Source organism: Pseudoduganella sp. GCM10020061, assembly GCF_042683405.1.
GTDB lineage: Bacteria > Pseudomonadota > Gammaproteobacteria > Burkholderiales > Burkholderiaceae_D > Telluria.
This window is the reverse complement of the sequence record NZ_JBHUJS010000006.1, coordinates 97,474-121,625: the sequence shown is the minus strand read 5'-3', so window position 1 is coordinate 121,625 and position 24,152 is coordinate 97,474. Positions and strand designations below refer to the sequence as shown.

Annotated in this window: 20 protein-coding genes; 15 read left to right on the top strand and 5 right to left on the bottom strand. The window is 65.6% G+C overall.

The genetic code is table 11. From position 1 onward, the window contains the following. Positions 1-50 precede the first annotated feature (50 nt). Complete coding sequence (locus ACFSQR_RS12275; RefSeq protein WP_377730101.1) at positions 51-494, bottom strand: YybH family protein; 444 nt, start codon at positions 492-494, stop codon at positions 51-53. Positions 495-603: 109 nt separating this feature from the next. Between ACFSQR_RS12275 and ACFSQR_RS12270 the strand changes: the two genes are divergently transcribed. Genes ACFSQR_RS12270 through ACFSQR_RS12255 form a run of 4 tightly spaced genes read left to right on the top strand, consistent with a single transcriptional unit; the run spans position 604 to position 2,271 of the window. Then, positions 604-1,041 (top strand): antitoxin Xre-like helix-turn-helix domain-containing protein, encoded by a 438-nt coding sequence (locus ACFSQR_RS12270; RefSeq protein ID WP_377730100.1) that lies wholly within the window; start codon positions 604-606, stop codon positions 1,039-1,041. 22 nt (positions 1,042-1,063) lie between these two features. After that, positions 1,064-1,720, top strand: a complete 657-nt coding sequence (locus tag ACFSQR_RS12265; protein WP_377730098.1) for an RES family NAD+ phosphorylase — start codon at positions 1,064-1,066, stop codon at positions 1,718-1,720. Positions 1,721-1,723: 3 nt separating this feature from the next. Beyond that, positions 1,724-2,044: a DUF2288 domain-containing protein gene (locus ACFSQR_RS12260; protein ID WP_377730096.1), complete on the top strand. Its 321-nt coding sequence runs from the start codon at positions 1,724-1,726 to the stop codon at positions 2,042-2,044. Positions 2,045-2,070: 26 nt separating this feature from the next. Then, a complete protein-coding gene (locus tag ACFSQR_RS12255) occupies positions 2,071-2,271 on the top strand; it encodes a hypothetical protein (protein WP_377730095.1) in 201 nt (66 codons plus the stop codon). A 56-nt stretch (positions 2,272-2,327) separates the two neighbouring features. Here ACFSQR_RS12255 and ACFSQR_RS12250 read toward each other — a convergent pair whose 3' ends face one another. Further along, positions 2,328-4,316, bottom strand: a complete 1,989-nt coding sequence (locus ACFSQR_RS12250) for a bifunctional 2',3'-cyclic-nucleotide 2'-phosphodiesterase/3'-nucleotidase (RefSeq protein WP_377730093.1) — start codon at positions 4,314-4,316, stop codon at positions 2,328-2,330. A 117-nt stretch (positions 4,317-4,433) separates the two neighbouring features. Between ACFSQR_RS12250 and prfB the strand changes: the two genes are divergently transcribed. The 3 genes from prfB to lysS all read left to right on the top strand — a co-directional run bounded on the left by prfB (position 4,434) and on the right by lysS (position 7,777). Further along, a protein-coding gene (prfB, locus tag ACFSQR_RS12245) for a peptide chain release factor 2 (RefSeq protein WP_377730091.1) occupies positions 4,434-5,538 on the top strand; the annotation gives its coding sequence in 2 pieces (ribosomal slippage) (positions 4,434-4,514 and positions 4,516-5,538; 1,104 coding nt in all). 1 nt (position 5,539) lies between these two features. After that, on the top strand, positions 5,540-6,205 hold the full coding sequence (locus ACFSQR_RS12240; protein ID WP_377730090.1) for an HAD family hydrolase: 666 nt from the start codon (positions 5,540-5,542) through the stop codon (positions 6,203-6,205). A 27-nt stretch (positions 6,206-6,232) separates the two neighbouring features. Continuing rightward, positions 6,233-7,777, top strand: coding sequence for a lysine--tRNA ligase (lysS, locus tag ACFSQR_RS12235; RefSeq protein ID WP_377730089.1), 1,545 nt, complete (start codon positions 6,233-6,235; stop codon positions 7,775-7,777). 46 nt (positions 7,778-7,823) lie between these two features. Here the strand turns inward: lysS and ACFSQR_RS12230 are convergent, their stop codons facing one another. The 3 genes from ACFSQR_RS12230 to ppnN form a co-directional block, all read right to left on the bottom strand. Continuing rightward, the gene (locus ACFSQR_RS12230) at positions 7,824-8,108 is read right to left on the bottom strand and encodes a hypothetical protein (RefSeq protein WP_377730088.1); all 285 of its coding nucleotides are present in this window, start codon (positions 8,106-8,108) and stop codon (positions 7,824-7,826) included. Positions 8,109-8,194: 86 nt separating this feature from the next. Continuing rightward, complete coding sequence (locus tag ACFSQR_RS12225; RefSeq protein WP_377730087.1) at positions 8,195-9,178, bottom strand: OmpA family protein; 984 nt, start codon at positions 9,176-9,178, stop codon at positions 8,195-8,197. Between the two features lie 161 nt (positions 9,179-9,339). Next, on the bottom strand, positions 9,340-10,710 hold the full coding sequence (gene ppnN, locus ACFSQR_RS12220; RefSeq protein WP_377730086.1) for a nucleotide 5'-monophosphate nucleosidase PpnN: 1,371 nt from the start codon (positions 10,708-10,710) through the stop codon (positions 9,340-9,342). 209 nt (positions 10,711-10,919) lie between these two features. On the opposite strand from ppnN, the gene ACFSQR_RS12215 reads away from it, so the two are divergent. From ACFSQR_RS12215 to mfd, 8 genes are all read left to right on the top strand, one after another. Then, a complete protein-coding gene (locus ACFSQR_RS12215; protein WP_377730085.1) occupies positions 10,920-12,425 on the top strand; it encodes a peptide MFS transporter in 1,506 nt (501 codons plus the stop codon). A gap of 158 nt (positions 12,426-12,583) precedes the next feature. Further along, positions 12,584-14,908, top strand: a complete 2,325-nt coding sequence (locus ACFSQR_RS12210; RefSeq protein ID WP_377730084.1) for a penicillin-binding protein 1A — start codon at positions 12,584-12,586, stop codon at positions 14,906-14,908. A 69-nt stretch (positions 14,909-14,977) separates the two neighbouring features. After that, positions 14,978-15,709, top strand: a complete 732-nt coding sequence (locus tag ACFSQR_RS12205; protein ID WP_377730083.1) for a hypothetical protein — start codon at positions 14,978-14,980, stop codon at positions 15,707-15,709. Beyond that, complete coding sequence (locus ACFSQR_RS12200; RefSeq protein ID WP_377730224.1) at positions 15,709-17,712, top strand: MFS transporter; 2,004 nt, start codon at positions 15,709-15,711, stop codon at positions 17,710-17,712. Before ACFSQR_RS12205 ends, ACFSQR_RS12200 begins: the two co-directional genes overlap by 1 nt. Beyond that, positions 17,709-18,704, top strand: coding sequence for an ABC transporter substrate binding protein (locus ACFSQR_RS12195; RefSeq protein ID WP_377730082.1), 996 nt, complete (start codon positions 17,709-17,711; stop codon positions 18,702-18,704). The genes ACFSQR_RS12200 and ACFSQR_RS12195 overlap by 4 nt, the downstream gene beginning before the upstream one ends. 10 nt (positions 18,705-18,714) lie before the next feature. Continuing rightward, positions 18,715-19,707, top strand: a complete 993-nt coding sequence (locus ACFSQR_RS12190) for an HDOD domain-containing protein (protein ID WP_377730081.1) — start codon at positions 18,715-18,717, stop codon at positions 19,705-19,707. Next, complete coding sequence (locus ACFSQR_RS12185; protein ID WP_377730079.1) at positions 19,707-20,648, top strand: 5'-nucleotidase; 942 nt, start codon at positions 19,707-19,709, stop codon at positions 20,646-20,648. Before ACFSQR_RS12190 ends, ACFSQR_RS12185 begins: the two co-directional genes overlap by 1 nt. 55 nt (positions 20,649-20,703) lie before the next feature. Then, on the top strand, positions 20,704-24,150 hold the full coding sequence (mfd, locus tag ACFSQR_RS12180; RefSeq protein WP_377730078.1) for a transcription-repair coupling factor: 3,447 nt from the start codon (positions 20,704-20,706) through the stop codon (positions 24,148-24,150). Positions 24,151-24,152 lie beyond the last annotated feature (2 nt).

Genomic DNA, 24,152 nt, shown 5'->3' with positions numbered 1-24,152 from the left:
AATAAAGGCCGGGGACAGTCCCGCAGGGACAGTCCCCTCGCACCATCGGTTTACTTGCGCGGTCCGCAGAACGGCTCGCCCTTGTCGAACACGATCTTCCACTTCCCCGGCGCGACCAGCCTCCAGATCGAATTGAAGCGGGCGATCTGCTTTCCCGCTGCGTCATACACCGGCCCGCTGCTCAGCGCCAGGTTGCCCGATGCCAGCACTTCCACCGTGTCGGGCTCCCACGAGAACGGCGCGTCCTTGCCGTCGTAGTACGGCTTCCATTTGGACGACACGGTCTCCTTCCCGACCAGCGACTGCTTCCCGTCAAAGAAGATCGCCTCCTCCGAGAGGAAACCGACGAACGCCGCGTGGTCGCGCGCCTTCATGGTCGCGGCGAACGCGCGCTCGGTGTCGGCGACCTGCTTCTTCAGCTCGTCGATGGTGGAAGCCATGGCGGCGCCAGCGACGAGGACGGTGAACAGGAATACTGCCAGGCGACTGAACATGATCTACTCCTCCGAAGTATTGTCAGTCTGCAATTCTGCCATGCCGCGCCGCGCTTGCCCACCTTTCGAAATCGGAGTATAAATACTCCATTAGAGGAGAGATCGCGCCATGAACCTTGCCCAAGCCTATCCACGGAGCCGCTTCCAGCCGGACTCGCTGGTCGACCTGACTTCGCGCGCGGAGCGGGAGCGACTGTCCGCCTCCGCGCTGAAAGGCTTCTTTCGTCTGATGCAGGCCTGGCACCTGCGCGACGAGGACGCGCGTGAGCTGCTCGGAGGTGTCTCTTCGAGCACGTATTACGAGTGGAAGAAGAACCCCGACCGCGTGCTGGAAGTGGACCGCATTACGCGCATCTCCTACCTCATCGGCATCTACAAGTCCCTGCACATCCAGTATGGCGACAAACTGGCGGACGAGTGGGTGTCGCTCGCCAACTCCAACAGCATTTTCTCGGGGCGCACTCCGCTGCACTACATGATGGCGGGCGGACTGCTGGCGATGCAGACGGTGCGCTCCCTGCTCGACGCCCGGCGTGGGGGCCTGTGAATTGGTGCTGAAGCTTACCGCCTTGCGCCAGTTCGACACCATTCGCCTGATTCCGTCCCGATTTGCCGAGCGCGAGGACTCCGTACTGTCGCCGCTCGCTGAAACAGAGGCCGATCTGCGCGACCTGTTTGACCTCGACAATGCGACCAGCAATCGACGGCGCGGCGAGACCGGCGCGCTACCCGGCATCGGTGTCGAGGAACTGGTGTTTGGCGTCCCGAATTTCCGCATGATCAACGCCGCGTTCACCTATACCCGGCCGGACGGAAGCCGCTTCAACCAGAGCGAGCGTGGCGCGTGGTACTGCGCGTTCGAAAGCGAGACCGCGCTGGCCGAAATCATCTTCCACAAGACCGTCGAGTACCAGGAAATCAACCGTTTCGACGACAGCGTCAGCTACCAGGCGATGCTGGCCGACTTCAACAGCACGTTCCACGACCTGCGCGGCGTGCGCGGCGGCGCCCGGTACCTCAAGCCGGACAGCTACATCGAATCACAGGCGCTGGGCCAGGAGCTGCTGGAGAAAGGATCGATGGGTATCCTTTACCCGAGCGTGCGGCGCAAGAACGGCAATTGCCTGGCTTGCTTCCGCCCTGCCCTGGTCGGCAATGTTCGCAAAGGCCAGGCGTATCGGTTAACATGGGCGGGTTCACCCCAACCTATCGTAGAAACAGAGTAGTCAATGAAGCTGAAGCCGGAAAAAGACGTCGAACTGCATGACAAGATCAACAGCGAAACCGCGCGCATTCCGTGGGTCGAGCTGGAGCGCCATTTCGCGCAAGGTAACGTGGTGTACGTCAGCGAAGAGCTGGACCTGATCGAAGTCGCGGTGCGCATCTCGCACGACGACAAGGAAAGCATCCAGCGCTGGATGGCCGAGGGCAAGGTCGCCAAGGTCTCCGACGAACAGGCCCAGACCTGGGCCGTATCCAATTCCGAGCTGTGGACCTCCGTCGTCAGCCCCTTCGTGCTGGTTCAACCACAAAAGAACCGGCTCCACTAAACGCAGCACGCGAAAGGGCTTACCCCATGGCCAAGAAGAAAGAAGGACTCGACGAAGAGACGCTAGCGCTCATCCACTGGTGCATCGAGGTGGAAGGATTCCTCGTTGCCGGCGGCGCGACCGTCGAACAGGCGCAGGAACACATCGAAGAGCAGATCGAGTGGTTCACGGACCAGTTCTACAACGGCCTCACACCCGAGGAGGCCGCCAGGGAAGCCCTGGCCTGACCCCATCGTCCCCGCGCTCGCGGGGACCCATACTGGGCCGATAAGGCCCGGCAGCGTCAGCGCGCCAGGTCAAGCGCGTAGACCGAGTAGCCCTTCCCCGACCCGTCGTCTTCCTTCAGCAGCGACACATTACCCAGCCCGGCGTCCCGCGCCACCTCCAGCACACCCGGCGCCGACCGGAACACCACCGGCCCCGCCGTCTTCACTTTGGCAAACGACCAGCTGCGCTCCTGCGCCATGCGCTCGCGCGGCAGCGACCTGACCTTCTTCAGGTAGGCGATCAGCACGTCGCGGTTGGTGTCGGGCGAAGCCAGCAGCGTTTTGCTGCCGTCCAGCCCGGGGAAGCTGCCGCCGCCGCTTGCGCGGTAGTTGTTGGTCGCGACGATGAATTCCTGGCCCGCCTCCACCGGTGCGCCCTTGTAGCGCAGCTTGGCGATGCGCGCGCCGGCCGGCTGCGTGACATCGATTTCGTACGCCACGTCCTTCGACGTGAGCATGTCGAAGTTATAGCCGGGGAAGCCGGAATTGATCAGCTCCTGCGCCTCGGTCCGGGCCGGATCGATGCGGTTGAAGCGCTCGGCCGACTTTTCCAGCCATGCCTTGAGGCCCACGCCATCCACTTTCACCGCGTATAGCGAATTCGGATACAGGTACAGGTCCGCCGCGTTATTCAGCGCCAGCGGCCCTGCCTTGACGTCGGTGTAGTCGGTGACGCCGGCCGCGCCGGTCTTGAACGGCGCCGACATCGCCAGCACCGGCAAGCCCGCGTGCTGCGGCAGGTTGGCCGCGACATACGCCGCCACATAGTCCGCCTGGGCCAGGTTCACTACCGAGATCGCGGACGTGTCGCCCACATCGGCAAAGAAGGTCGACATGCGGTAGCCGGACGAGCCCACCGGCGTTTTGACGTAATCGATGGTCGCCTCGTGCTCCCGCTCGATGAGACGGGCGATCTGCTCGTCCGGTGCCTGCCCTTGCGCGGCCCGCGCCTCCACGCGCGTCTTGTCCTGCTCGACGCGCCATGCCTTGCCGTCATGCCTGAGGTGCAGCGCAATCACGCCGAGGTGCTTGCCCCACAGGCTGGGCATCACGGTCGGCACGCCGTGCACCGTGCCCCTGACCTTGTCCACGCCCGGCAGGTTGAACTGCGGGACCGTGCTGGCAGGATTCGGGAACACCTGGTGCGAGTGCCCGATCAGCATCGCGTCGATCTTCGCGCCCGGCACTTGCGCCAGGTGCCAGTTACCGTTTTCCATCTTCGGCGAATAGTCGCTGTTGTCCAGTCCCGCGTGCGAGATGGCTACCACCAGGTCGGCGCCCTTGCGGCGCATCTCCGGCACGTAGCGCAGCGCGGTCTCGCGCAGCCCTTCCGTATAGACCTTGCCCTCGAGGTGGCGCTTGTCCCACGACATGATCATCGGCGGCGCAAAGCCGATGATGCCCACCTTGACCGTCGCCGTCACCGGCTTGCCGTTGGCGTCCCGCGCGGACACCTTCTTGTGGATGATGTGATACGGCGCGAACAGCGGTTTTTTCGTCCGGGCGCTGTACACGTTGGCCAGCACCTGCGGGAACGCCGGGCCGGCGCACGGTTTGGCCGGCTTCCTGACGCCGGCAACGTCGAACTGGCGGCCCGTGACCTGTCCCAGGTAGTCGAGGCCGTAGTTGAACTCGTGGTTGCCGATGCCGCTGCCTTCCACGCCCAGCTTGTTCAGCGCCTTGTAGATGGCGATGGTCTCGCCGCACTTCACCGGCTTGACCAGCGCCTGGTAGTCCGCCAGCGCGGTGCCCTGGATGGTGTCGCCGTTGTCCAGCAGGAGCGTGTTGGCGAACTCCTTGCGTGCCTGGGCGATCAGCGTGGCGGTGCGCTCCAGCCCGAACGAGGGGTCGGCAGCCAGCTTGAAATAATCATAACTAAGCACGTTCGCGTGCAGGTCGCTGGTTTCCAGCAGCGCCAGGGTGGCGGTGGCGCCCGGCTGCACTGCGCAGGCAGGCACGGTGGCAAACAGGGACGCGACGGCGGCGCTGACGATTCGATAACGCATGGGAGAGCCCTTACTGGAAAGTGGCTTGCATCATAAGCGGCCCGCAAGGAGCAGGCAAGACCGGTGCTGGGGTATAATCTAGGGTTCGATTCAACCAGATAACTAGACGCCACGACCATGGAAGCTGAACGCATCAACGCCCTCTCCAACCTGCTGTCCGACCTGACCGGTCGGGAAGCCGAACTTCGGAGGTATCTTTGACTTCGATAAGAAGTCGGAGAAACTCGAACAGGTAAGCCAGGAACTCGAAGACCCGGCCGTGTGGGACAACCCCAAGCACGCGCAGGAACTCGGCAAGGAAAAGAAAATGCTCGAAGGCGTGGTCCACACGCTGGAGAAGGTCGGCGCCGACCTGCGCGACGCGCGCGACCTGTTCGACATGGCGAAGGAAGAGCAGGACGACGATACCCTGGAGGCGATCTACGCCGACTCGGACGAGTTCAGGAAGATCATCGAGGACATGGAGTTCCGCCGCATGTTCTCCAACCCGATGGACCCGAACAACTGCTTCGTCGACATCCAGGCAGGCGCCGGCGGCACCGAAGCCCAGGACTGGGCATCCATGCTGCTGCGCCAGTACCTGCGCTACTGCGAACGCAAGGGCTTCAAGGTCGAGGTGCTGGAACAGTCCGACGGCGAGGTCGCGGGCATCAAGACCGCCACGCTGAAGGTCGAGGGCGAATACGCCTACGGCTACCTGCGCACCGAGACCGGCGTGCACCGCCTGGTCCGCAAGTCGCCGTTCGACTCGGCCAACGGCCGCCACACCTCGTTCTCGAGCGTGTTCGTGTATCCGGAAGTGGACGATTCGATCGAGATCGAACTGAACCCGGCCGACATCCGCATCGACACCTACCGCGCATCCGGCGCCGGCGGCCAGCACATCAACAAGACCGACTCCGCGGTGCGCCTGACGCACGCGCCGTCCGGCATTGTGGTGCAGTGCCAGAACGACCGCTCGCAGCACCGCAACAAGGCCGAGGCGATGGACATGCTGAAGGCGAAGCTGTTCGAACTCGAACTGCGCAAGCGCATGAGCGAGCAGCAGAAGCTGGAAGACTCCAAGACCGACGTCGGCTGGGGCCACCAGATCCGCTCCTACGTGCTGGACCAGTCCCGCATCAAGGACCTGCGCACCAACGTCGAAACCGGCAACACCAAGAACGTGCTGGACGGCGACCTGGACGACTTCATCTCCGCCTCGCTCAAGCAGGGCATCTAAGATGAGTGACGTGAAGCGCGCCTTCATCTTCGACATGGATGGAACGATCGTGGACAACATGGCGTTCCACACCAGGTCGTGGATCACCTTCTTCGAACGCCGCGGCCAGAAGATCGACGCGGACGAGTTCTTCCGCGCGACTGCCGGCCGCCAGGGCAAGGAGATCATGCGCACCTACATCGGCGAGCATCTCACCGATGAGGAAAACAAGCGCCTGAACGAAGAAAAGGAATCGGTCTACCGCGAGCTGTACAAGCCGCACCTCAAGACCCTCGACGGTTTCGACGACCTGGTGGCGGAGGCGCGCAAGCACAATGTGTCGCTGGCAGTGGCGACCTCCGCGCCGAACGCGAACATCGAGTTCACGCTCGACGGCCTGGACCTGCGCCGCCACTTCGACGTGATCGTCGGCGCGGCCGATGTCGCGCGCGGCAAGCCGGAGCCGGACGGCTTCCTGCTCGCTGCCCAGCGCTGCGGCGCCGCTCCCAAGGACTGCATCGTGTTCGAAGACGCGCCGCTGGGCGTGGAAGCTGCGCGGCGCGCCGGCATGCGCTGCGTGGTGCTGACCACCACCCTGCCCGCCGAAGCCTTCGCCTCCTTCGACAACGTGATCCACATCGCCACCGACTTCTCCGAGCTGACCACGCTCGAACTGTTCGGCGACTGAACCAGATATCAAAACAAGACCTTCATCATGACTAACGAGAATACGGAAAACACCGCCGAACACGCCGTCATCCCGGCGGACGAGAACAAGATCATGGCCGAGCGCCGCGCCAAGCTGGCCGCGATCCGCGACAAGGGCGTCGCTTTCCCGAACAGCTTCCGCCCGCAGCACAAGGCAGCGGACCTGCAGGAGACCTACGGCGGCCGCACGCGCGAAGAGCTGGAAGCCGAGCCGGTGCCGGTGGTGCTGGCGGGCCGCATGATGCTGCGCCGCGAAGCCGGCAAGAAGGCCGCCTTCGCCACGCTGCAGGACGCCTCCGGCGTGTATGCGAGCGGCCGCATCCAGGTCTACATCACGCTCGATAACGCCGGCGCGGAAGCGATGGAACTGCTGCACGGCGCCGACCTGGGCGACATCCTGGGCGTCGAAGGCACGCTGTTCAAGACCAAGGTCGAGGAACTGACCATCAAGGTCAGCAAGCTGCACCTGATCACCAAGGCGATCCGCCCGCTGCCGGACAAGTTCCACGGCCTCGCGGACCAGGAAACCAAGTACCGCCAGCGCTACGTGGACCTGATCATGAACGAAGAGACGCGCCGCACCTTCAAGGCGCGCACCGCGGCGATGTCGTCGATCCGCCACTTCATGGAAAAGCACGGCTTCATGGAAGTCGAGACCCCGATGCTGCACCCGATCCCGGGCGGCGCCGCGGCCAAGCCGTTCATCACCCACCACAATGCGCTGGACATGGAAATGTTCCTGCGGATCGCGCCCGAGCTGTACCTCAAGCGCCTGGTCGTGGGCGGCTTCGAGCGCGTGTTCGAGGTGAACCGCAACTTCCGCAACGAAGGCGTGTCGACCCGTCACAATCCTGAATTCACGATGATGGAGTTCTACGCGGCGTACACCGACTACCTGTGGATGATGGACTTCACCGAAGCCGTGATCCGCCAGGCCGCGATCGACGCGCACGGCAGCGCCGTGCTGACCTACGGCGGCCGCGAGCTGGACCTGTCCAAGCCCTTCCACCGCCTGACCATCGTCGGCGCCATCAACAAGTACGCGCCGCACTACACGGACGCGCAGCTGACCGACGCGGAATTCATCAAGTCCGAACTGCTGAAATTCGGCGTCAAGCCGTTCGCGACCGCGGGCCTGGGCGCGCTGCAGCTGGCGCTGTTCGAAGAGACTGCGGAAGCGCAGCTGTGGGAGCCGACCTTCATCATCGACTACCCGGTGGAAGTGTCGCCGCTGGCGCGCGGCTCGGACGCGCGTCCTGGCATCACCGAGCGCTTCGAGCTGTTCATCGTGGGCCGCGAGATCGCCAACGGCTTCTCGGAGCTGAACGATCCGGAAGACCAGTCCGCGCGCTTCCTGGCGCAGGTGGAAGCCAAGGACGCAGGCGATGAGGAAGCGATGTTCTATGACGCCGACTACATCCGCGCACTGGAATACGGCATGCCGCCGGCCGGCGGTTGCGGCATCGGCATCGACCGCCTGATGATGCTGATCACCGACTCGCCCAACATCCGCGACGTGATTCTCTTCCCGCACCTGCGCCGCGAAGACTAAAACCAAAAGCCCGCTGCATTGCGGGCTTTTTTTTCGGCTGATTCGTTCAGTGTGCGATGTAGTACACCGCTGTGACTGTCGCAATATTCACAGTGAGTACGAGCCCGACCATCCTCCAGGTCTGGGCATGCAAGGCGGAGAAGAGATCGGCGCTGAGCTTGTGCAAATCTGCGCGCAGCCTTGCCTCGATGGCCAGCATTTCCATGCGCAGAGCCGCTACCTGCCCCCGCACTTCCTGCACCTCGACACGCAAAGCTTGCATCTCGACACGCACACCCTGCAGGTCTTCTTTGGTGGCGTAATGGACAAGGATGTCTTTGTCGGTTTCCATGATAAGCATCCTGCGCCGCACTGCTGACAGGGTCAAGCAAGCTCAAGCATGTTCTTCAGCGTAGGTTGAGATGCTCATCGGCCAAACTACTCCCGAATCACGACATCGACGCGGCGGGAGGCTGTGTTCGTGGCGCCCGTGCCGGTGGTCTCGGCAGGTTTTTCGAGCAAGGTGCGTTCCAACGGCACACCGGCTGACACCAGCGCCTGCTGTACGGCTTCGGCGCGCTGTTTCGCCAGCCGCGCGTTGGCTTCGGGATCGCCAGTGGGATCGTTGAAGCCGGAGATGACCGCGGTCGTGCCGGTGTTGGTATTCATGTACTCGATCAGTACTGCCGCCTGGGCTGCGAAATCGCCTGCCACGTCCGCCTTGCCGGTGTCGAAGTAGACCTTGAGGACGGGGACCACGCCGGCGGGCGTTGCCACAACCGCGGCTCCCGCCGGCTCGGCCTCCACCGTCGGCGTTGGCGGCGCTGCCGGTGCGGCAGGCGCCGCCACTTCGGGCACCGGCCGCATGTCGGTGCGGTCCGACCGGTCCCGCATTGCCCAGTAGCCCAGCGCCAGCACGACAAGGATCGCGCCGATCACCCAGGGCAGCCAGCCGCGCGACTGGACTTCCGGTTCGATGTGACGCGGGGTTGGCGTGGGCGCCGCAGCCGTCGCCGCCCATGCCGTCCGGTTGCCGATGAACGCGTCGGCATCTCCCGGCAGCGTGGCCGGTACGGTGCCGCCGCTTGCCAGCCGTCCCACCAGTGCGGGCACCGCATAGGCCAGCGCCGCAAGTACGGTATGGCGGTCCAGGCCGAAGCGGCTTTCCAGGTCCGGCACCAGCCTGTCGTCGTCCATGGCCACCTCCAGGTCCTGCGCTTCGACGGGGTCGGCCTTGTCGGGAGAAGCAAGCCAGTCGTTCACGCCGTCGGCCATGCCCGCGGTACGCAAGCGCTGCACGAAACCCGGCAGTCCGCCCCGCGCGGGATCGCTGATGCGGGCCAGCAGCATCTGCAGGAAAGGACGCGCCTTGTCGCCCAGGTTGAATCGCTGGGCGAGACCATTCACGATGTCATCGAACATGGCTGCTACTCCTCGTCGGTTATATAGATGAGCAAGACGCGCGACATCACCGCCTGTACGACGCGGCAGCCTTTTCATCCTAGCGCGTAACGCGCCGAGTGCAAGCCCAAATAAAAAGGGACGCCTTTCCGGAGCGCCCCTCATGCGATGCCGACGCGTGGTCAGGTAATCACACGGTAGCAAGGCACATAGGCCTTGCCCGGCAGCTTCATGCGGCTCTGCTCGACGAAGGAAGACAGCAACACGTCCATCATCCCCATGATCTGCTTGTCCCCGTGGATCTCGAACGGGCCATGCTGCTCGACCGCACGGATGCCCTCATCTTTCACGTTGCCGGCGACCACGCCCGAGAAAGCGCGGCGCAGGTTTGCAGCCAGCAGGTGCGTGTCCTGCTGCATGTGCAGCGACAGGTTGCGCATGTTCTCGTGGGTCGGACGGAATGGTTTCTGGAACTCATGGTCGATCTTGAGCAGCCAGTTGAAGTAGTAGGCGTCGCCGCGCGACTTGCGGAACTCGCGCACGGCACGGATACCCTTCTGCATCTCCTGCGCCACCGCCGCCGGATCGTCGATGATGATCTTGTAGCGCTCCTGCGCGCGCGGCCCCAGCGTGCCCGCGATAAAGGCATCGATCTGGCGGAAATAGTCCGCCGCGGTCGATGGGCCGGTGAATATGACCGGGAACGGCATCTCGGCATTGGCCGGATGCAGCAGGATGCCGAGCAGGTACAGGATCTCTTCGGCGGTGCCGGCGCCGCCCGGGAACACGATGATGCCGTGGCCGGTGCGCACGAACGCCTCCAGGCGCTTTTCGATGTCCGGCATGATCACCAGGTCATTCACGATCGGGTTCGGCGACTCGGCCGCGATGATGCCCGGCTCGGAGATGCCGAGGTAGCGGCCGCGCCCGAGGCGCTGCTTGGCGTGGCCGATGGTGGCGCCCTTCATCGGGCCCTTCATCGCGCCCGGGCCGCAGCCGGTGCAGATATCCAGCTCGCGCAGGCCAGCTTCGTAGCCGACTTCCTTGGTGTAGTTGTATTCGGCGCGGTTGATCGAGTGGCCGCCCCAGCACACCACCAGATTGGGGCTCAGTTGCGGGCGCAGCACGTTCGCGTTGCGCAGGATGTGGAAAACGGAGTCCGTAATGCCTTCGGATGAATGCATGTCGAACTTGGGGTTTCCGATTACTTCGTTGCTGACGAAAATGATGTCGCGCAGACAAGCAAACAGGTGCTCGTGGATGCCCTTGATCATCTTGCCGTCGACGAAAGCGGTCGACGGCGCGCCTCGGATATCGAGCTTGATGCCGCGCTCGCGCTGGATGATGCTGATCTCGAATGACTTGTAGCGCTCCAGCAGCTCCTTGCCATCGTCGATGGTGCTGCCAGTGTTGAGGACCGCAAGCGCGCAGTTGCGGAACACCTGGTAAAGGCCGCCCTGGCTCGTGTCGAGCAGCTTGGCGACTTCTGTCTTGGACAGGATTTCGAGGTGGCCTTCCGGGGAGATAAGGGTATCGACAACGTCGTGATTCATAAAACACATTCCTTTAATCGATGACAATCAGGCCAGCGACCCCACTATACCATTCCGGCAAAGAAGAGAATTTCAACTGTGTTTACCGTCGGCACGAAAGTTGACTTACAGGATGGAAATTGGCTTAAAATGCACCGCGCACTTGATTTCCCTCAACGAATCAATGCGTGAAACCCGTTTCGTATAACTACATAAATAGGAGAAGCCGCATGAGCGGTGCAGCCACCACAACCAAGGAAGCAGCACTTCCTGAATTCAAGCAGGTAATGGGTCACCCGGCGCCGCTCTGGATGCTGTTCATGACCGAATTCTGGGAGCGTTTCGCGTTCTACGGCATTCGCTGGGCACTCGTGCTCTACATCGTCGCCCAGTTCCACGGCGGCGACCCGTCCGGACAACAGTCCGCGAACCTGATCTACGGCTCCTACCTCGCACTGGTGTACGCAGGCGCCATCTTTGGCGGCTACGTGGCCGACAAGATCATTGGCTACCAGCGTTCGATCCTGATCGGCGCGCTGTTCATGTCCGCCGGCCTGTTCATGATCACCCTGCCCGACCCGCAGATCTTCAACCTGGGTCTGGCCACGATCATCGTCGGTAACGGCCTGTTCAAACCGAACATCTCGACCATGGTCGGCAAGCTGTACTCGGTTGCCGATACCCGCCGCGATTCCGGCTTCACCATCTTCTACATGGGCATCAACGCAGGCGCGTTCATCGCTCCGATCCTGACCGGCTGGTTCGCCGAGCAGCTGTGGGGCACGCCTGACATGCCAGCCTATAAGGTCGTGTTCTTCGCGTCCGGTATCGGCATGCTGATTTCGCTGGTGTGGTTCTACTTCGGCCGCAAGAACCTGCAGGGCATCGGTGCACCGATCGAAGGCGCAACCGGCTCGGGCCGCGTGATCGCCACCGTCGTCGGCGCGCTCGTCGTGATCCCGCTGGTGTACTTCCTGCTCAACATGGGCGCGGACAAGCTGATGTACATCCTCGGCGCCATGTTCGTCGGCCTGTCGCTGATGCTGCTGGTCGAAGGTATCAAGAATGGCGAAGTCGCTCGCGACAAGACCATTGCGATGCTGATCATCTTCGCCTTCAACATCCTGTTCTGGATGTTCTTCGAACAGGCAGGCAGCTCGTTCACCTTCCTGGCCGACAAGATCGTCGACCGCGAGATGTTCAACTGGGTGTTCCCGGTCGGCTGGTTCCAGTCGGTGAACTCGATCGCGATCATCGTGTTCGCACCGATCATCGCCTGGGTGTGGGTCGCCATGGGCCGCCGCGATGCGAATCCATCGATCCCGCGCAAGTTCGGCCTGGGCCTGATCTTCAACGCGCTGGCATTCGGCCTGCTGATGATCGCCCTGTCCACGATGGTGGACGGCTTCGGCAAGATCCCGTTCTGGACCCTGTTCATGGTCTACACGATCCAGTCGATCGGTGAACTGTGCCTGTCGCCAATCGGCCTGTCGATGGTCACCAAGCTCGCTCCGGTGCGCCTGGTCGGCTTCGGCATGGGCGGCTGGTTCCTGTCGACCGGTATCGGCAACGCGCTGTCGGGCATCTTCGCCTCGCACGTGTCGGGCGAGTCCGGCATGACCACCGCGTCCGCGCTGGACGGCTACACCTTCGGCTTCTGGGCACTGCTCGGCGCCGGCGTGCTGCTGTTCCTGATCGCACCGCTGATCCAGAAACTGATGCACGGCGTGAAGTAATCCTGTCGCGCTTCACAAAAACGGCGGCTTCGGCCGCCGTTTTTCGTTTACCCTCATTCGCCGCGAACGGTGGGCCTTCAGGCCGGCCTCATCATTGTTGCCTGCGCTACCGCTATAATCGGCGTTCGCGGGCGCTCGCCCGATAGCAAGAGGTAGCCGTGCATCACATCCGTCCCAACCGCCCCCGCGGATTCATTCTCCTCACCCTTCTCGTCATCGTGCTGCTGGTCGGAGCCGGCATCGCCCTCGCCATCTCTTCGCTGGTGCCCAAGCTGCCCTCGCTCGACGTCATCACCGACTACAAGCCCAAGATCCCGCTGCGTGTGTACACCGCCGACAATGTGCTGATCGGCGAATTCGGCGAGGAGCGGCGCGACTTCATTCCCATCGCGCAGATCCCGGAGCAGATGAAAAAAGCGCTGCTGGCGATCGAGGACGCCCGCTTCTATGAACATAACGGGGTGGACTGGGTCCGTGCCGGCGGCGCCATCAAGGGGCTGCTGACCGGGAAAGGACTGTCGGGCTTCTCGACCATCACCATGCAAATCCCGCGCAACTTCGTGATCTCGCGCGAGAAGAAGCTCGAACGCAAGGCCGTCGAGATCATGCTGGCCTACAAGATCGAGGAACAGCTCACCAAGGACCAGATCCTGGAGCTGTACATGAACCATATGTTCCTCGGCCAGCGCGCCTACGGTTTCGGCAGTGCCGCGCGCATCTACTTCAACAAGCCGCTGGCCAAGCTGTCGCTGGCGGAGATGGCGATGCTGGCCGGCCTGCCGCAGAATCCCTCGTACCACAACCCGGTGTCGAATCCGAAACGCGCGCGCCAGCGCCAGCACCAGGTGCTGGCACGCATGCGCGCGCTGGACTACATCACCGAGGACGAATACCGCAAGGCGCTGGCCGAACCGCTCAAGATCAGCCGCCGCGGCCAGCAGTTCACCACCCATGCGGAGTACGTCGCCGAACTGGCGCGCCAGCAGGTCTACGCGCAGTACAAGGAAGAGGCCTACACCAAGGGCTTCGTGGTGACCACGACCATCCGCAGCGCCGACCAGAACGCGGCTTACGCCGCCGTGCGACGCAACGTGACCGAATTCGACCAGCGCCGCGGCTACCGCGGGCCGGAAGCGCGCATCGACCTGCCGGAACCGGGCCCGGAGCGTGACGACGCCATCGACGAAGCGCTGCAGGAGCGCCCGGCCAGCGACGGCTTCGTGCCGGCCGTGGTGCTGGAGGCCTCGCGCAAGCGCGTGGTGGCCGAGACGCTGGCGGGCGATACGCTGGAACTGGAAGGCGATGCGCTGAAATTCGCCGCGAAGGCACTCTCGCCGGAAGCGTCGGCCTCGCTGCGCATCACGCCCGGCGCGGTGATCCGCGTGTCGCAGGACGCGAAGAAGCGCTGGTCGATCGCGCAGGTGCCGCAGGTGGCGGCGGCGTTCGTGTCGCTCGATCCCGACACCGGCGCCTATCGTGCGCTGGTCGGCGGCTTCGACTTCAACCTCCAGAAATACAACCACGTGACGCAGGCCTGGCGCCAGCCCGGCTCCGCATTCAAGCCCTTCGTCTATTCGGCGGCGCTGGAACAGGGCTTCTGGCCCGGGACGATGATCCTCGACGAGCCGCTCGACATGCCCGGCGAGGACGCGGGCGAGACCTGGTCGCCGCGCAACGACGACGGCGAATTCGAAGGCCAGGTCACGCTGCGCCGCGCACTGGCGCGCTCCAAGAACGTGCCGACGGTGCGCCTGATGCGCGCGGTCGGCGTGCAGCAGGTGCACGAGCACATGGAACGCTTCGGCTTCGAACCGTCACGCCACCCGCGCAACCTGACCATGGCGCTGGGCACCGGCGCCGTGACGCCCCTGCAGATGGCGGCTGCCTACTCCGTCATCGCCAACGGCGGCTACCGCGTCAATCCTTATCTCGTCTCGAAGATCACCGATGGCGCCGGCAACGTCATCATGGAAGCGAAGCGGCCTGCGGTACGCCAGGAGAGCGCACGCGCGATCGACCCGCGCAATGCCTTCATCATGGACAGCATCCTGCGCGACGTGACCGTGTACGGCACCGCCGCCGCGGCGTCGCCCGCCCTGGGTCGCAACGACCTGGCCGGCAAGACCGGCACCACCACCGACACGGTGGACGGCTGGTTTGCCGGCTACGGCGGCGGCGTGGTGGCAGTCGCGTGGATGGGCTATGACGAGCCGCGCTCGCTGGGCAGCCGGGAATACGGGTCCACGCTGGCCTTGCCAATCTGGATCGACTACATGAAACGCGCGCTGGCGGGCGTCCCGCCGCGCATCCCGGCGCCGCCGGAGGGCCTGGTGCAGGAAAACGGCGAGTGGATGTATGCGGAGAACGCGGACGGCGCGGCTATCCGGCTGCTCGACATCGCGCCGCTGCCCGAAGCGGCGGCGGAGGAAGAGCTGCCCGCCGAACCGGCGCCGGAACCCGTCATGCCACCCGTCACACAATAAGCGCGCCGGTGCGGCATCGTGCTTGGGAACAATGTACACTTGTTTCCAAGAGAATAACTTTGTCGCCCCATGTCCCTCGCTCGATCCCACGCCGGCCTGGCGGCGCTGTTTGCCGCGACCTGTGCACTGGCCTTCGGACTGGCTGCAACCATGTATGGCGTGCGGCTGGAACAGACGCTGGCGCAGGTGGAAGCGTCGCGGCTGCGCTTCACGCTGGCCGACCTGCAGACCGATTTCGAAAAGAGCCTGGACCGGGGCTTCGCGATCGACCGACTGGCCAATGCGCAGGCCGCGCTGGACGCCGAAGCGCGCCAGGATCCCGACATCCTTTCCCTGACCGTGCTGGGGGCGAACGGGCGCCGGCTGTTCCACACGGGCGAGCCGCTGCCCCCGGCGTCACTGCGGCAGGGCGCCGGCTTCCAGCGCGGCCCCGATGCCATCACCGCCGCGACCACCCTCACCTATAACTACGGCGTTCGGGCCGGGACGCTGCTGGTACGCTACTCCAACCGCGCCCACGACCAGATCATGCGCGCGCTGGTGCTGCGCCTGGCGCTGGCCGCAGCCGCGCTGACCGTGCTCTCGACAATGGCTTTCGTGGCCGGGCTGCGCACGCTCGAACGGCGCCGCGCGGCGCTCGGCGCGCAGGTGGACAGGGCCGTGGGCGCCAGCCGCATCCCGGCCGGCACCGAAACCGAACTGGCGGAACTGGTTGACAAGGTCAACCAAACCTCGGCCACCGCCCTGGTCGAACTGACGGCCGCGCGCCATGTGGTGTCGCAGCCGGAGGCCGCGCGGTGATGCAGCTGGCGCGCCGCGGTCCCGGACTGTACGTGCCGGCGGTGCGGCGCGTGCTCGCCTGGCTGGCACTGGCCATCCTGGTGTGCCACGCTGCGCTGTCACTGTATGCGCAGGCACTGGCCGACGAGTTCCTGGTGCCGGCGCTGCAGAGCAAGGCGCAGAACACCGGCCTGGCGCTGGCGCGCAACCTCACGCGCGCCATGGCCTCCGGCGTGCCTTGGGAGAAGGTGGAAGGCATCCAGCAGTACTTCGACCAGACCCTGGCCGACAATCCCGACCTGGCCTACATCATCCTGGCCGACAACGCCGGCAAGCCGCTGGTGCGTTCCGGCCGCGGAGGCGAGGTGCTGGCGCCGGAACAGTACGTCACCTCGGTGCGCAGCGTGGAGCGGCGCTACGTCTCGTACGCGCAGGTCCACGTCGGCGTGGACCGCCGCTTCATCAGCTCGCGCATGGCGGCCGCGCGCATCGACGGGGCGGTGATCGCATTCGCCAGCGTGCTGCTCGCGCTGGAACTGGCCTGGTTCGCGCTGACGCTCAGGTTCGTGGCCCCGCTGCGCCAGCTCGCCGAGCTGCTCGGGCGCATGGGCAGCGGCGACTTCCGCTACCGCGCCGGTCCCGGCGTCATGACCGAAGCGGCCAACGCGATGCAGGCGCGCCTGAACCAGGCGTTCTTCGAACTAAACCGCATGCCTGCCGCGCTGCGCCGCAAGTCGCTGCACCCGGCGATCCGCCAGCTGCGCGTGAGCTACCGCTTCGCCGAGGGCGGCTTCGCGCGCGACCTGGTGCGCGACCGCAGCATTGTGATGCGCCTGCTTGCGTTCCTGTTCCTGTTCGGCGAAGCGCTGTCCCGGACCTTCCTGCCTTCCTACGCCGCCGCCCTCGCCAGTCTGGCGCCGTTACCGCTGCCCGGTGCGCTGGCTCAGGCGCTGCCCGCATCGGCGGCATTTGCCGGGCTGGTGCTGGCATCGCCAATGGCGCGCGACTGGCACGCGCAGTTCGGCGCACTGCGCACCTACGCTGCCGGCGCACTGGTCGCGGGCATCGGGTTTGCTGCCTGTGCGTGGGTGCCCGACTACGCCGTGCTGGTGATCGCGCGTGCCACGCAAGGCGCGGGGTTCGCCATGATGCTGCGCGCCTGCACCCGCATCGACGCGCACAGCCAGGAGCGCCGCAATGCCAATGCCCGCCTGGCGATGGTTGCCGCCGCGCTGCTGGCGGCGGAAACCTGCGGCCCGGCCCTTGGCGGCATCCTGGCCGAGGCCACCAGCGCGCGCACGGTGTTCGCGCTCGCGGCAGCATTGATGCTGCTCGCCGTCCTGGCCGCCTTGCCTCTGCTGGAGGGCCGCCCTGCCCGCATGCAGCGCGCGCCCGTTGTGCTGCTGCCGGCCCCGCCGCGCCGCGCGGATGCGGGACACGACCACATGCTGCTCTTGATGTGGACCGTGGCAAGCGGCTCGCAGCGTTTCCTGTTCGGCGCCCTGTTCGCATTCGCGGTCCCGTCGTGGCTGATCCTGATGCGCCATGGCCCCGCGGGCGCGGGCCGCTACTTCCTTGCACTCGGCGCCGCGCTCGCGCTGGCGGCCCTGTTCGCGCGCCTGCGCGCCTGGCGCACCTCGTCCTACTGGCTGCTCGGCCTGGTCGGCTGCGCGCTGGCCATCGCCGGGTCGCTGCCCTTCGCCGGCCAGGCGGCATATCCTGCGCGCCAGCTGGCCGGCCTCCTGCTGCTCGGATTCGGCGCGGTGCTGGCGGGCGGCGCGCAGCTGGCGATCGTCTCGCGCAGCATGCGCAGCGCCATGCTGCGGCGCGGCGACATCGACACGCCGCCCGCGCTGGTGTTTGCCGAGGGCCTGGCCTTCGTCGCCGGCCCGCTGTGCGCGGCCGCACTGTTCACGCTCGCCGGTCCGCGCAAGGCCATGGTGGCGCTGGCGTGCCTGGTTGCCGCAGCCGCGGCGCTCACGGGCCTCAGTGCCTATTTGCTCTCGCACCGGAGCCCACGATGACGGCGCGCCGCACCTTCCTCGGCGGCGCCCTGGCCCTGGCCGCCATGCCTCTGGCGGCCGCCCCGCGCCGCGCGCGCATCTGCATGATCCTGCCCGGACCGGAGTCGGCGCTGGAGCGCGGTTTCCGCGCCTACTTCGCCGAACTGCCGATCGACGCGGAATTCACCATGCGCGAGGCCGGCGCCGGCATGGTGCGCATTCCCGCAATCCTGCGCGAGGCGCGCTCGCGCGGCACGGACCTGATCTACACGTCCGGCGCCGCGGTTACGCTTGCGGTGGCCGGCATCCCTCCCGCCGATCCGGCCCGGCACGTCACCGACATCCCCGTGGTGTTCGCCGGCTTGTCCGAATACGATGCCCCGGCCCTGGCAGGACCGGAGCGTGGCCGCAACGTGACCGGCACCACGGCGGAAGTTCCGCTCGACCAGCAGGTGGCGGCCATGCGCTCCTATCGCCCCTTCAACCGCATCGCCGTGATCGCCAACCCGGCCAGCGAAGGCGCGATGCGCACGGTGGCGCGCCTGCGCGCGCTCGGCGCCCGCCATGGCTTCGAGCTGATCGAGCGGCATCCGCCGCTGGACCGCAACGGCGCCCCGATCGCCAGCAGCCTGCCCGCACTGGTAGCCGCCATCGCGCGCCAGGGAGCCCAGGCGCTCTATACGGGCAGCGAACAGTTCATGGTGGACCACCGGCGCGCGGTGATGCAGGCCGCGACCGCCCACCGCCTCGCCACCTTCTCCCCCAACGAGCAGGTGCTGCGCGACGGCCAGGCGCTGTTCGGACTCGCGGCCGGCCTGGAGAGCCTTGGCCGGCTCACGGCGCGCAAGGCCGCAGCCGTGCTGCTGGGCGGCGTGGCGCCTGCGCAGGTACGCGCCGATACGCTGGCGCGGCCTTCGCTCATCATCAACATGTCGGCCGCCGCCGCACTCGACCTGTATCCGCCGATGGCCATGCTGGCCCGCGCCGAAGTCCTGCGCCACGCGCTCGGGTAGAATTGCCGGAATGCTAAAAGGACTGATCTCGCGCCTGTTCGGACGGCGCAGCGACGCCATTGCGCCAGCCGACACGCGGGCCAGCGAGCCCGTGCGGCCGGCAGCAGTGCAGGCGCAGGGCGTCCGCGCATCGGCCGGCGACATCAATGCGGCGTTTTACTGCCTGGTGGCCGGCGACCCACACGAGGACGTACCTGCCGCGACCGAACAGCTGATCCTGGAGTCGCTGCTGCGGCTCGTGAAGGCCCCCGATAGCGCCGCAAGCCTGGTCCCGCGCGTACCCGCGGTGATCCCGCCGCTGCTGCGCAGCCTGCGCGACACCAGCCTGTCCGGCTCCGACCTCGCGCGCCAGATCGCCCAGGACGTGGTGCTGGTAGGTGAAGTCATCCGCGAAGCGAACAGCTCCTACTACTCGCCTGCCACGCCGGTGCGCAACCTCGAAGCCGCCGTGCTGATGCTGGGGCAGAACGGCCTGCGCATGCTGCTGGCGCGCGTCGCCTTCCGCCCGGTCATCAGCCAGCAGAGCGGACGCCTCGCGCGCCTGTCGGCCCCGCCGATCTGGGCGCAGGCCGAAAAATGTGCGCTCGCCGCCAGCATGCTGGCCTACGAGCATGGCGCAGAACCGTTCGAAGCCTACCTCGCCGGCCTGATGGAGAATGTCGGCCTGATCGTGGCCTTCCGCATGATCGACCAGGGTTTCGGCGACAAGGCCGTGCTGCCCGGTTCCGCGCAGTTCTGCCGCGGCCTGTTCGGCTATGCGCGCATGATCTCGGCGCGCATCGCGATGCTGTGGGACTTTCCGCCCAACGTGGTGACGGCCATCGCGCAGGCGGGCGAAGCGGACGGCCCGCCGCTGGCGCAAGCGCTGGGCAAGGCGGACCGCATCAGCAAGCTGCGGCTGCTGGCGGACAGCGGGCGGGTCGGCATCGACGCCGCGCGCGCGGGCATGGACGCGACCGAATTGCAGTGCTTCGACAAACTCAAGGACAAGGAACCCGGCTGATGCCCTTCCAGATCGAACATAAACTCGTGATCGGGGTAGCCTCCAGCGCCCTGTTCGACCTGTCTGAATCGCACAGGGTCTACCTGGAGAGCGGGCCGGAACAATACCGCCGCTACCAGGAACAGCACATCGACACGCTGCTGGGCAAGGGGGTGGCCTTCCCCTTCATCCGCCGCTTCCTGAGCATCAACAAGTGCTTCCCGCGCCAGTCGCCGGTGGAGGTCGTGCTCCTGTCGCGCAACTCGCCGGAGACGGGCCTGCGCGTCATGCGTTCGATCGCCGCCTATGGCCTGGACATCACGCGCGCCACCTTCATGACCGGCAAATCGGCCTTCGAGTACCTGCCCGCCTTCAACGCATCGCTGTTCCTGTCCGCGAACGAAGAGGACGTGCGCAAGGCGATCGACGCAGGCTACTCGGCCGGCCTGGTGCTGCCCTCCCCGATCGCCGATGAGGACGAGGACATCGAACTGCGCGTGGCATTCGACTTCGACGGCGTGATCGCGGACGACGAATCGGAAACCATCTTCAAGAGGAACAACGACCTCGACGAATTCCACGCCCACGAGACCACCCATATGGCGCGGCCGCACAGCCCCGGGCCACTGGCGGACATGTTCCAGCGCCTGGCGCTGATGCAGCGCATCGAAGAGCGGCGCGCGCGCCGCGATCCTGGCTACCGCAAGATCCTGCGCATCGCCATCATCACCGCCCGCAATGCGCCCTCGCACGAGCGCATGGTCAACACCCTGAAAAGCTGGGGCGTCTCGGCCAACGAAACCTTCTTCCTGGGCGGCATGGACAAGTCGCGCGTGCTGTCGGTGTTCCGTCCGCATATCTTCTTCGACGACCAGCTGACGCACCTGCGCCCGAGTGGCGCCAACGTCCCGATGGTGCATGTCCCGTTCGGCGTGGCCAACCGGCGCGCGAACAACGCCTGAGAGGACCTTGTCATATAATTGACAACTCCCCGATTCACACTCGCCAAGTCCCTGCATGCCCTTCGATTTAAAAAAATCCCTCCCCAAGCCCGGCCACCGATTCGCGCTGCCTGCCCTGCACGGGTCGGCCGACGCGTATGCGCTCGCGCAGGCCGCAGTGGAGCTGAAATCGAAGAAGCAGATGCTGGTGGTGTTCGTATCCCAGGCCAGCGACGGCCAGCGCCTGCTGGATGAAATCCCGTGGTTCGCCGAGGACAAGCTCAAGTGCTGCCTGCTGCCGGACTGGGAAACGCTGCCCTATGACGCGTTCTCGCCGCACCAGGACCTGGTGTCGGAACGCCTGGCGACGCTGCACGAAATCCAGAACGGGCAGTGCGACGTGCTGGTCGTCCCCGCTACCACCGCGCTGGTGCGCCTGGCGCCGCCGTCCTTCCTCGCGGCCTACACGTTCTTTTTCAAGCAGGGCGAAAAGCTGGACGAGGCCGCGCTCAAGTCGCAGCTCACGCTGGCCGGCTACACCCACGTCTCGCAGGTGATGTCCCCGGGCGAGTACTCGGTGCGCGGCGGCCTGATCGACCTGTTCCCGATGGGCTCCGCGCTGCCCTACCGCCTCGACCTGTTCGGCGACGAGATCGAAACCATTCGCACATTCGATGCCGACACCCAGCGCTCGCTGTATCCGGTGCGCGAGGTGCGCCTGCTGCCGGGCCGCGAATTCCCGATGGACGAGGCGGCCCGCACGGCGTTCCGCAGCCGCTGGCGCGAGCGTTTCGAAGGCGATCCTTCGCGCTCGGTCGTGTACAAGGATATCGGCGCGGGCATCGCCTCGGCCGGCATCGAATACTACCTGCCGCTGTTCTTCGAGCAGACCGCAACTCTGTTCGACTATCTGCCCGAAGCGGCCAGCCTGGCGTTCGTGGGCGACATCGAGGCGGCCATCCGGCGCTTCTGGAGCGACACCGAGTCGCGCTACAAATTCCTCAAGGCCGACCGCGAACGTCCGCTGCTCGAGCCGTCCGAGCTGTTCCTGGGCGACGAGCAGTTCTTCGTGCAGGCCAAGCCGTTCGGGCGCTGGGCGATCGGCAAGGCCGACGAAGGCGAACCGTCCGCGATCACCGCGCCAATCCCGAACATCGCGGCCAACCGCCGCGCCGACGACCCGCTGGTCAACCTGCGCGCGTTCCTGATGCAGCCGGGCCGGCGCGTCATGATCTGCGCCGACTCCAACGGCAGGCGCGAGACGCTGCAGCAGTACTTCAACGAGTACGACCTGCCGACCACGCCGGTCGAAGGCTTCGAAGGCTTCCGCGTCTCGTCCGCGCGCGTAGCGCTAGGCGTGTCGCCGCTGCAGTCGGGCTTCATCCTGCTGGGCGACGACGGCGCCGAACTGGCTTTCATCACCGAGAACGAACTGTACGCGGGCGGCGTGCGCCGCACCGGCAAGAAGAAGCAGGAGGCGGTCACCCAGGTCGAATCGATGGTGCGCGACCTGTCGGAACTCAAGATCGGGGACCCGGTGGTGCACGCCAACCACGGCATCGGCCGCTACATGGGCCTGGTCAGCATGGACCTGGGCGAAGGCGAGACCGAATTCCTGCACCTCGAATACGCGCGCGACACCAAGCTGTACGTGCCGGTATCGCAGTTGCACGTCATCTCGCGCTATTCCGGCGCCTCGCCGGAGGACGCCCCGCTGCACTCGCTCGGTTCCGGCCAGTGGGAAAAAGCCAAGCGCAAGGCCGCCGAACAGGTGCGCGACACCGCGGCGGAACTGCTCAACCTGTACGCACGCCGCGCCGCGCGCCAGGGCCACGCGTTCGAATATTCCGCGCACGACTACGAGGCATTCGCCGAAAGCTTCGGCTTCGAGGAGACGCCCGACCAGCGCGAGGCGATCAACAACGTCATCCGCGACATGACCTCCGGTAAGCCGATGGACCGGCTGGTCTGCGGCGACGTCGGCTTCGGCAAGACCGAGGTGGCGCTGCGCGCCGCCTTCATCGCGGTCATGGGCGGCAAGCAGGTCGCCATCCTGGCGCCGACCACGCTGCTGGCCGAGCAGCATGCCGCAACCTTCGCCGACCGCTTCGCCGATTGGCCGGTCCGCATCGCCGAGCTGTCGCGCTTCCGCACCGGCAAGGAGATCAACAACGCGATCAAGGGCATGGCCGACGGCACCGTCGACATCGTGATTGGGACCCACAAGCTGCTTTCGCCGGACGTGAAGTTCACCCGCCTGGGCCTGGTCATCATCGACGAGGAACACCGCTTTGGCGTGCGCCAGAAGGAGGCGCTCAAGGCCCTGCGCGCCGAGGTAGACGTGCTGACGCTGACCGCGACCCCGATCCCGCGCACGCTCGGCATGGCGCTGGAGGGACTGCGCGACTTTTCCGTCATCGCGACCGCGCCGCAGAAGCGCCTCGCGATCAAGACCTTCGTGCGTAGCGAAGACGGCTCCATCATCCGCGAAGCCTGCCTGCGCGAACTCAAGCGCGGCGGCCAGATCTACTTCCTGCACAATGAGGTGGACACGATCGCCAACCGCCATGCGATGCTGGAGGAACTGCTGCCCGAGGCGCGCATCGGCGTCGCGCACGGCCAGATGCACGAGCGCGACCTGGAGCGGGTGATGCGCGATTTTGTCACGCAGCGCTACAACATCCTGCTGTGCACCACGATCATCGAGACCGGCATCGACGTGCCGACCGCGAACACCATCATCATGCACCGCGCCGACAAGTTCGGCCTGGCGCAGCTGCACCAGCTGCGCGGCCGCGTCGGGCGCTCGCACCACCAGGCCTACGCCTACCTGCTGGTCAACGACGTCATGAGCCTATCGAAGCAGGCGCAGCGCCGCCTCGACGCGATCCAGCAGATGGAAGAACTGGGCAGCGGCTTCTACCTCGCCATGCACGACCTGGAAATCCGCGGCGCGGGCGAGGTGCTGGGCGAGAGCCAGTCGGGCGAGATGCTGGAAGTGGGCTTCCAGATGTACACCGACATGCTGCAGGAGGCGGTGCGTTCGCTCAAGGCAGGCAAGGAGCCCGACCTGGCGGCGCCGCTCGCCACCACCACCGAAATCAACCTGCACGTGCCGGCGCTGCTGCCGTCAGACTTCTGCGGCGACGTGCACGAGCGCCTGTCGGTCTACAAGCGCCTGGCGAACTGCAAGACGCTGGACAAGGTGGACGACATGCAGGAAGAGCTGATCGACCGCTTCGGCAAGCTGCCCGACGCCGTCAAAGCACTGATCGAGACGCACCGGCTGCGCATCCTTGCCACCAGCGCCGGCATCGTCAAGATCGACGCGCATGGCGAGGCGGCCAACCTGCAGTTCATGCCGAACCCGCCGATCGACTCGATCAAGATCATCACCCTGATCCAGAAGAACCGCCACATCAAGCTCGCCGGCCAGGACAAGCTGCGCATCACGGCCGCGATGCCGGACCTGCAGGCGCGCGTGAACCAGCTCAAGCAAACCATCAAACAACTCGTCAGCTGAAC